Raw genomic sequence first — 8,366 nt, forward strand, 5'->3', positions numbered from 1 at the left:
AGTAGTGTCGGTATGACTTAGGCAGTCGTGCCCCGTGAGTTTCGGGGTGCGAGTGCCTTATGTCATACGCGAGACGGAGGAGATCCGGCATGGAAGTGGTCTTCTTCCATTCCTAGCTCCGGAGTGAGCCACTGCGTTCCAGCTCCGCATAGCGCCGGAGCCTCCCGCGGCATCCTCCCACCATATAAAACCAGAATCACTTCACAAACTTCACATGCTTACGCTGGACACAAACGTAAGCTAACGTTGAGTTGCACCGTTAAATCAACGTTATTGAGAGCAAAATAAAAAACGGTCTGCGATAAATCGCAAACCGTTTTTTGAGCGGGATCCTTAAATTACTTAAGGGTAACCACGCCACCAACTTCTTCAAGCTTAGCTTTAAGTTCGTTGGCTTCGTCTTCTGAAACGCCTTCCTTGATAACTGAAGGTACGTTGTCAACAAGACCCTTAGCGTCCTTCAAACCAAGACCAGTGATTTCGCGGACAGCCTTGATAGCCTTAACCTTTTGGTCGCCTGATTCAGTCAATTCAACATCGTATGAATCCTTAGCAGCACCGCCATCGGCACCAGCAGCAGCAACTGCAACTGGAGCAGCAGCTGAGACATCGAATTCTTCTTCGATTGCCTTAACAAGGTCGTTTAAATCTGAGATTGACGCTTCTTTTAATGAAGCGATGATAGCATCTTTATCAAAAGCCATTTTTGTTTCCTCCATTTATTGTGGGATTATTAGTAGTAGTGGTGGGTTAGGCAGCTTCGCCTTCACCCTTGTCAGCGACAGCCTTAACCGCACGCGCAATTTTACGCATAGGATCAGACAAGGCACTAGCAAGCATTGACAACAAGTCTTCACGACTTGGCATCGTAGCGTATTCGTTGATTTGGTCGAGCGTAGCAACTTTACCTTCAACCATCCCACCCTTTAATTCAAGGGCAGCGTGACTGTCAGCAAACTTCTTCAAGATCTTAGCGGGTGCAATTGCATCTTCGTTAGAGAATGCAACGGCAGTAGGGCCAGCAAAGACGTCGTTTAAATCGGCGTAGCCAGCTTTTTCTGCGGCACGGGTCAAAACCTTGTTCTTGATAACGCTCATTGAAACACCGGCATCACGTAATTGCTTACGTAAGTCAGTTACTTCAGCAACCGTCAAGCCACGGTAGTCAACTACAATAGCTGCTTGAGCGGCTTCGAAACGCTTAACAACTTCTTCAACATGTTGTGCTTTAACAGCAATAGCTTGTTCACTCATTAGTTTCACCTCCTGCAAAATAATAGGAATAAAAATCCCTATGTCCGCCATGACATAGAGAGAAATGTAAGTTTAACTTCACATCTTCCTCGGCAGGTAAATTAAGGCCGGAGCACCTGAGTCTTGGGCAGAACAATATCAACCTTCTAAGAATACTAGATTCTTAGATGAAAGTCAATACGGGATTTTTTAAATTATTAAAGCGTCGTTACATCAACGTTGACACTTGGGCCAAAGGTTGAAGCAATCGAAACGTGTTGTACGTAAGTCCCCTTAACAGCAGCAGGACGTGCAGTAATAACAACGTTTGAGATGGTCTTCAAGTTTTCAACTAACTTGTCAGCATCAAATGATACTTTACCAACAGGAACAGCAACGTTACCGTCACGGTCAGTCCGGTAAGTAACCTTACCAGCTTTTGATTCGTTAACAGCCTTTGCAACGTCCATGGTAACAGTACCCGTCTTAGTTAGGCATCAAGCCTTAGGACCAAGGACCCGACCTAAACGACCAACTTGGGCCATCATATCAGGCGTTGCAATGGCAACGTCGAAATCTAACCAGCCGTCTTGGATCTTAGCAACTAAGTCGTCGTCGCCAACAAAGTCAGCACCGGCTTCTTGAGCTTCTTTAGCCTTGTCACCCTTAGCAAATACAACAACAGTTTGATCTTTACCAGTCCCGTTTGGCAGTACAACTGCGCCACGGAGTTGTTGATCAGCTTGCTTCGTATCTACGTTAAGCTTGAATGCAATTTCGATGGTTGCATCAAACTTAGCAAAATCAATTTTCTTAACAAGATCAACCGCTTCTTCAAGGGCGTAGAACTTATCTTGGTCTACTTGCTTGAACGCGTCTTGATACTTTTTACCTCTTTTATGAGCCATTTTGTGTTTTCCTCCTTGCAAATGTGGTTATAACGGCTTGGCCTCCCACTTGATACATTCGCTTTCACAAAGTATCCGTAGTGTTAGTAGCTGGGATTAACCTTCTACAGTGAAGCCCATGCTACGAGCAGTACCTTCAACCATACGCATAGCTGCTTCAACGTCAGCGGCGTTTAGGTCTTGCATTTTGGTTTCAGCAATTTCCTTAACTTGAGCCTTGGTTACAGATGCAACCTTGTTCGTGTTAGGTTCGCCTGAACCATGTTCAACACCGGCGGCCTTCTTCAAAAGAACGGCTGCTGGTGGTGTCTTGGTGATGAAATCGAATGAACGATCTTCATAAACCGTGATCACAACTGGAATAATCATCCCAGCTTGATCGGCAGTACGAGCGTTGAAATCCTTCGTAAAGCCCATGATATTAATTCCGGCTTGGCCCAATGCTGGTCCAACTGGAGGGGCTGGTGTTGCTTTACCCGCAGGAATTTGCAATTTAACAATGTTAGCTACTTTTTTAGCCACGAGACATACCTCCTTGAGTCCGTGTTGTGGTAAGTGGAGAGCTGATTTCTCCTCCCACATTTGTATGCAAAAACATACTCATATAGGCTACCACAGTTTCACGTAAATGCCAATAGTTTTTTAACGGCTTTCAACTAAAAGCCGGATTGTTCACGTATTTAGATCACTGGATCAACTTGGTCAAAGTTTAATTCGGCGCTAGTTTCACGACCAAACATGTCAATGTTAACCTTTAACTTCGCCTTTTCGTGATCAACTTCGGTAATCTTACCTTCCAAACCAGAGAAGGCGCCGTCAACGATTTTAACCGTGTCATCAACGTCAACGTCGAGATCTTCATGACGGGTACTCATCCCAAGTCGCTTCAAGATCAACTCAACTTCGTCTGGCAACAATGGCGTTGGCTTTGAACCTTGCCCGTGAGACCCGATAAACCGGTTACGCCTGGGGTGTTACGGACGATGTACCAAGCTTGGTCAGTCATTACCATTTCAACCAAAACATAGCCCGGGAAGGTTTTGTCCATCTTGATCTTTTCCTTACCGTTCTTAACCTCGCGTTCCTCTTCTTCGGGAACAACTACTCGGAAAATAAAATCTTGCATGCCCATGGACTGTGCCCGGGATTCAAGGTTCATCTTCACTTTATTTTCGTAACCAGAGTAGGTATGTAATACGTACCACTGCTTCTCTGCTGATTCAACCATCTTTGATTCATCCTTTCTAAAAAACGGTAACCTGACCAATTGTTGCCAAAATAAAAAAACTCCGACCGCGCGAAGTTTTCATCAAAAACATTATAGCATAAAATTTGCTTTCGTGACGCTAGACGAATAATTTTAAGCCCGCTTGGACCAAATAATCGACAACGCCTAAGAAAATTGCCATCGCAAGCGCCATCGTCACAACGCTCGTGGTATCCTTACGCGTTTGCTTTGCGTTTGGCCAAGACACCTGTTTCATCTCATCTTTTACTTGACGTAAAAATCTAAAAAAGCGCATATGCCCCTCCTAAAACCGGTCGTGCACGTGCCTTACTTAGTTTCGCGATGCAACGTGTGGCGACCACAATACTTACAATATTTATTAACTTCAAGTCGAATTTTTCGATTGGGGCTTGCTGGAACCGTATAATTCCGCGAGCCGCAAACAGAACATGCTAACGCAACTTTTCTTTGAGCCACGCTGAACACCTCCTCTTCATTACAGCAAACTTGATTTTAGCATTGATCCGTTGGGGCGTCAAGCACACCGGCTATTCAGGAGGCCGCTTGATCACTCGGCGATGTTATCCCGGCGATTTGCGTGGCCAAAGAATTCTTGGCGAATCTTACGTTTAATGCGTTCCGTTGCGTTATGCAATTGGCGTTTATCTAAGTTGAAGGTCGCCATAATTTCCTCACGCGTTTGTCCCCCGACTAACGCTAATATCACGCCCCGCTCTAGCTGAGAAAGTTCCTTTTTCAGCACTTTCATCACGTGTTGTCTGACGATCACAACATCATCAGGCGACCGCCACTCCTGATTGGCGAACATTTCAAGCCAGCCATCCGGAACGTTCAACGATGTCACGCTTACGACTAAGCGCCGTTTTTGCGTCGACATCCCCCGGTGAATGTCACGTCGCCGGTTCAAAAGTGCCTGTTTAAAATACATGCCAAACGCTCGAGTTCGTTCAACGTCAAAGCGATGGACAATTCGCCAAAGCACAATGTAGGCCTCTTGAATCCAGTCTCGCATATCATAACATTTCAGGTAATAGTTCAGCTGAATGCTGACCACTAAGGGTTCGTACCGCCGCATTAACTCACACAATGCGTCTTCGTTACCTGCTTTCGCCTGTTGAGCCAATTCCCAATCTGGTTCGTTATAAACAGTCATCTTTCTCTCCTCCAAAATTGATGCTTTCACTTTAACAGACCAATTTTAGGTGGCCAAGCAAACGTAGCACAAAAAACGTCAACCGTCCCGAGCGACCAATTCAATATCAACTTGAATGTGTTCGGGTAAAATCGACGTTAATTGAACTATACCAATTTTGTTTTCTCACTTGATTGTTAAATAATTATCAGCGCTTTTTTTGTTTTGGGTCATCGCCTAAATTGTCCCGTAATTTTTCTAACTTCAGCAATTGCCCTTGACTCCAAGGCGAACGGCGCACCTTGCCTTGATCCGCAATCTTAACGGCTTGGGTATGGACTTCGCGACGCGTTCGTTTGATATCAGACAAAAGCTCCCCTGCTGGTATCCGAAGTGCGCCCGCTGAAAATACCATCCACTGCTCCGCTTGATCACTCGTTGCTACTGTCACTTGAGTGAACCGAGTCTGTTTTTCCTTAGCCAGTGATTCAATATAGGAATCTGCAGTTTGATCCTGCCCTGTCCAGATAACTTCTAGACCGTAGTGATCGTATTTTTTAGACATACCTGGCACAAACATCGCATCAAACACCACGATGATCGTTGTCTTGAGATACTTGCGGTACTCGGACAACATGGCTAACAGTTGATCCCGGGCTTCTTCCATCCGCCCGGTCAGCTTTAACCGGTTCAAGTCCGGCCAATTGCCGATCATGTTGTAGGCATCTACGATTAAAATATCCTGTTTCATTGGTGAACCTCCCTTCTAAAAGCTTAAAAATCCGATTGGCCAGCATGACCATTCGGATTTTTAATCGCCCTGATCGTCGATTCAATGCCGGTCCGCTACTGCAGGTCTCCGGTAATCGCAATCAGGCTGTCTGAATTAATTTAATGGGTGTCGTGATTGGAAAGCTTGGTACATTAATAGGCTTGCCGCAACACTAGCATTCAAGCTTTGAACGTGGCCAATCATCGGAATGGTCAGCATTTCGTCCACCGTCTTCTTTAACAGTGGTGAAATTCCCTTACCTTCGTTACCAATGATGATGCCAACCGGCCCCTTAGCGTCAAAGCGCCGGTAGTCCGTTCCGTTCATGTCGGTCCCAAATACCCAGAGACCGCGGTCCTTCAACTCTTTGACCGTGTTGACTAAGTTAGTGACCCGGGCAACTGGCACATGTTCAATGGCTCCGGTCGAAGTTTTTGCAACCACAGAGGTCAAGCCCACTGAGCGCCGCTTTGGAATAATAATCCATGTGCGCCAACGGCATCCGCCGTCCGCATGATCGATCCCAAGTTATGGGGATCATTGATGTTATCCAAAATCAGGAAAAACGGTGGTTCTTCCTTAGCGGCAGCCTTATCAAATAAATCATCGATCGTTGCGTAATCATACGCTGCAACGGCTAAAACAACCCCTTGGTGGTTCTCACGGGGAACCAGTCGTTCCAGTTTAGACTTCGGCACCGTTTGAATCACCAGTGACCGCTTTTTAGCCAGTTTAATAATTTCGCCGATCAATTCATTTTTCAAACCATCTTGAATAAACACCTTGTTGATTTCTTGATCACTTTTCAGTGCCGAAATAGCGGGATGACGGCCAATAATAAATTCAGATTGTTCTTCCTCTTGGGCGTCGTTCTTACGGGCGTCTTTTTTATGGTCATCGTTTTGATGTGTCTTATTTTTCATTCGTTAGCCTCCCAGCTTCCACTTGCTCAATGCACCAGTGTGCAAGTTCAGCCAGCCGTTCCGTTTGGTGACTCAAGTGTAAGTACCCAAACAGTGCTTCAAATCCAGTTGAGATCCGGTAAGTCATCACACTGGTGTTTTTAGCGTGGGTGTAACTCTTGGCATTGCGGCCACGACGGAAGTAATCTTGCTCCGTTTCGCTTAACAGGCCATCTTGCGTCATTAAGTCGATCAACGCCGCTTGCGCCTTAGCTGAAACGTACATCGTTGCCTTATGGTGCAGTTTAGTCGGCTTTGTGAGTCCCTGTTCGATCAAGTGTTGTCGAATAAACACTTCGTACGCGGCATCGCCCATGTAGGCTAACGCAATACCGTTAAGTTGTTGATAATCTGCTTGCTCTTCGCTCATAGTGTTCCTTTCTAATCCTCGCGGTGCCAACGGGTGCCTTGAGGGGTGTCTTCCAAAATAATGCCTTGGACTTTAAGCTGTTCACGAATTTCATCGCTACGAGCAAAGTCGCGTGCTTGACGAGCTGCCAAGCGTTCGTCGATCAATGCTTGAATGCCATCGTCATTTAACGCTTCATCTTAAAGACGATGCCAAACACATTGACGAGTTCTTTAAGGGTCTTCAGAATAAAGTTCACGCTATCTTGCAGCACAACGGGTTGCTCTGCGTAAACGTTCCCCAACTTAGCCAGTTCATACACTTGAGCGATCCCATTTTGAACGTTAAAATCATCGTCCATCATATCAACAAAATCCGCTTCAATTTGGCGAATTTCTTGATCGATTTTAGGATCACTCCCAGCTTCAGCATCCTTTAAACGGTACTGTAAGTTGTGGTAGGCCGTTTGCAGGTGCTTCAAGTTATTTTGGGCATCTTCCAAATTGCCGGCAGTATATTGGATCGGCTTGCGGTACTGAGTCGTTGCCATGAAGAAGCGCAACACTTGGGATCCACGGTCTTCAAAATATCATGCACCGTCACAAAGTTCCCCAGTGACTTACTCATCTTTTCGTTTTCATCGCCGACCGTCACAAAGCCGTTGTGCAACCAGTAGTTCGCAAACGTCTTGCCGGTCTTGGCTTCACTTTGTGCAATTTCGTTTTCGTGGTGTGGAAAGGCTAAATCTTGACCCCCACCATGAATATCAAACGTGTCACCCAGATACTTCGTCGACATGACGGAACATTCAATATGCCAACCAGGTCGACCTTTGCCCCAAGGTGATTCCCAAGAGATCTCATCCCCCTTGGCACCCTTCCATAAGGCAAAATCAATTGGATCTTCCTTCCGGTCAACTTCGGTTGGGTCAACGTGTTGACTGGCCCCAACTTCAAGTTCATCAATGTTTTGGTGAGATAGTTTACCATAACCTTCAAACTTCCGAGCCCGGTAATAAACATCACCATCGGCTTCGTAGGCGTAACCTTTAGCCACTAATGCCTGAATAAAGCTAATGATTTCTTTAATGTTTTCAGTCGCCCGTGGGTGTTTCGTTGCGGGTTCAATGTTTAAAGCCGTGGTGTCTTCCATAAATGCCGCAATAAAGCGATCGGCAATCTCTGGAACGGTCGTGTTGGCCTCCTTAGCGGCCTTGATCATCTTATCATCAACATCGGTAAAGTTAGACACGTAGTTGACGTGGTAACCCTTATATTCGAAGTAACGACGAATCGTATCAAATGCAATCGCACTCCGCGCATTGCCGATATGAATATAGTTATAAACTGTCGGTCCGCAGACATACATGTTTACCATCCCCGATGTAATCGGCGTAAACACTTCTTTTTGCCGCGTCAGCGTATTAAAAACTTTTAACATGTGCGGTGCTCCCCTCTGGTTAATCGTATGTTCATTTTAGCATAGTTCGTCGCAAACTTAGCATGCCTTTGAAAACTTCCGTAAGTCGCGTTTTTTTGGCATGCCGTTTGTGTCCAGCGTAAGCATGTCTAGTTTGTGAAATTCAGTGATCCTGATTTTCTATAGTGGGAGAATGCCGCGGGAGACTCCGGCGCTATGCGGGGACTGGAACGCAGTGGCGGGCCTACGAGCTAGGAACGGAAGAAAACCACTTCCGTGCCGGATCTCTCCGGACCCGCGTATGACTAAAGCACTCGCAGCCCGAACCCCACGGGCTACGAG

At 46.1% G+C, this 8,366-nt stretch carries 8 protein-coding genes, 4 pseudogenes and 1 other annotated feature; all 12 genes and pseudogenes read right to left on the reverse strand.

Annotated features, from left to right (window positions below; genetic code table 11):
- Window positions 1-338: 338 nt before the first annotated feature.
- Window positions 339-704, reverse strand: coding sequence for a 50S ribosomal protein L7/L12 (gene rplL / locus JCM2765_RS15195; protein ID WP_054737428.1), 366 nt, complete (start codon window positions 702-704; stop codon window positions 339-341).
- Window positions 705-750: 46 nt separating this feature from the next.
- Entirely contained in the window at window positions 751-1,254 is a 504-nt protein-coding gene (rplJ, locus tag JCM2765_RS15200) for a 50S ribosomal protein L10 (protein WP_054737429.1), read from the reverse strand.
- 20 nt (window positions 1,255-1,274) lie between these two features.
- Window positions 1,275-1,400: a sequence feature (ribosomal protein L10 leader region), on the reverse strand.
- 51 nt (window positions 1,401-1,451) lie between these two features.
- A pseudogene (rplA, locus tag JCM2765_RS15205) lies at window positions 1,452-2,141 on the reverse strand (50S ribosomal protein L1).
- Window positions 2,142-2,237: 96 nt separating this feature from the next.
- Entirely contained in the window at window positions 2,238-2,663 is a 426-nt protein-coding gene (gene rplK, locus JCM2765_RS15210) for a 50S ribosomal protein L11 (RefSeq protein WP_054737431.1), read from the reverse strand.
- A gap of 158 nt (window positions 2,664-2,821) precedes the next feature.
- Window positions 2,822-3,369: pseudogene (gene nusG, locus JCM2765_RS15215) on the reverse strand (transcription termination/antitermination protein NusG).
- A 118-nt stretch (window positions 3,370-3,487) separates the two neighbouring features.
- Window positions 3,488-3,664, reverse strand: coding sequence for a preprotein translocase subunit SecE (gene secE, locus JCM2765_RS15220; protein ID WP_054737432.1), 177 nt, complete (start codon window positions 3,662-3,664; stop codon window positions 3,488-3,490).
- Between the two features lie 32 nt (window positions 3,665-3,696).
- A complete protein-coding gene (gene rpmG, locus JCM2765_RS16870; RefSeq protein WP_082405173.1) occupies window positions 3,697-3,846 on the reverse strand; it encodes a 50S ribosomal protein L33 in 150 nt (49 codons plus the stop codon).
- A 91-nt stretch (window positions 3,847-3,937) separates the two neighbouring features.
- Window positions 3,938-4,543 carry a sigma factor gene (locus tag JCM2765_RS15225; protein ID WP_054737433.1) on the reverse strand — a complete coding sequence of 202 codons (606 nt, stop codon included), beginning with the start codon at window positions 4,541-4,543 and terminating at the stop codon, window positions 3,938-3,940.
- Window positions 4,544-4,730: 187 nt separating this feature from the next.
- On the reverse strand, window positions 4,731-5,273 hold the full coding sequence (locus JCM2765_RS15230) for an NYN domain-containing protein (protein ID WP_054737434.1): 543 nt from the start codon (window positions 5,271-5,273) through the stop codon (window positions 4,731-4,733).
- Between the two features lie 135 nt (window positions 5,274-5,408).
- Window positions 5,409-6,217 (reverse strand): annotated as a pseudogene (rlmB, locus tag JCM2765_RS15235) (23S rRNA (guanosine(2251)-2'-O)-methyltransferase RlmB).
- A complete protein-coding gene (locus tag JCM2765_RS15240) occupies window positions 6,207-6,626 on the reverse strand; it encodes a Mini-ribonuclease 3 (protein WP_054737435.1) in 420 nt (139 codons plus the stop codon). Before JCM2765_RS15240 ends, rlmB begins: the two are co-directional and overlap by 11 nt.
- A gap of 11 nt (window positions 6,627-6,637) precedes the next feature.
- Window positions 6,638-8,045 (reverse strand): annotated as a pseudogene (gene cysS, locus JCM2765_RS15245) (cysteine--tRNA ligase).
- Window positions 8,046-8,366: the final 321 nt, after the last annotated feature.

The sequence above is a fragment of the Secundilactobacillus similis DSM 23365 = JCM 2765 genome, from assembly GCF_001311075.1.
Classification (GTDB): domain Bacteria; phylum Bacillota; class Bacilli; order Lactobacillales; family Lactobacillaceae; genus Secundilactobacillus; species Secundilactobacillus similis.

Bases quoted from the DNA above. Each gene is read 5' to 3' on its own strand.
- rplL (WP_054737428.1), bottom strand. From the start codon at position 704: ATGGCTTTTGATAAAGATGCTATCATCGCTTCATTAAAAGAAGCGTCA.
- JCM2765_RS15230 (WP_054737434.1), bottom strand. From the start codon at position 5,273: ATGAAACAGGATATTTTAATCGTAGATGCCTACAACATGATCGGCAAT.
- secE (WP_054737432.1), bottom strand. From the start codon at position 3,664: ATGCGCTTTTTTAGATTTTTACGTCAAGTAAAAGATGAGATGAAACAG.
- rplJ (WP_054737429.1), bottom strand. From the start codon at position 1,254: ATGAGTGAACAAGCTATTGCTGTTAAAGCACAACATGTTGAAGAAGTT.
- JCM2765_RS15240 (WP_054737435.1), bottom strand. From the start codon at position 6,626: ATGAGCGAAGAGCAAGCAGATTATCAACAACTTAACGGTATTGCGTTA.
- JCM2765_RS15225 (WP_054737433.1), bottom strand. From the start codon at position 4,543: ATGACTGTTTATAACGAACCAGATTGGGAATTGGCTCAACAGGCGAAA.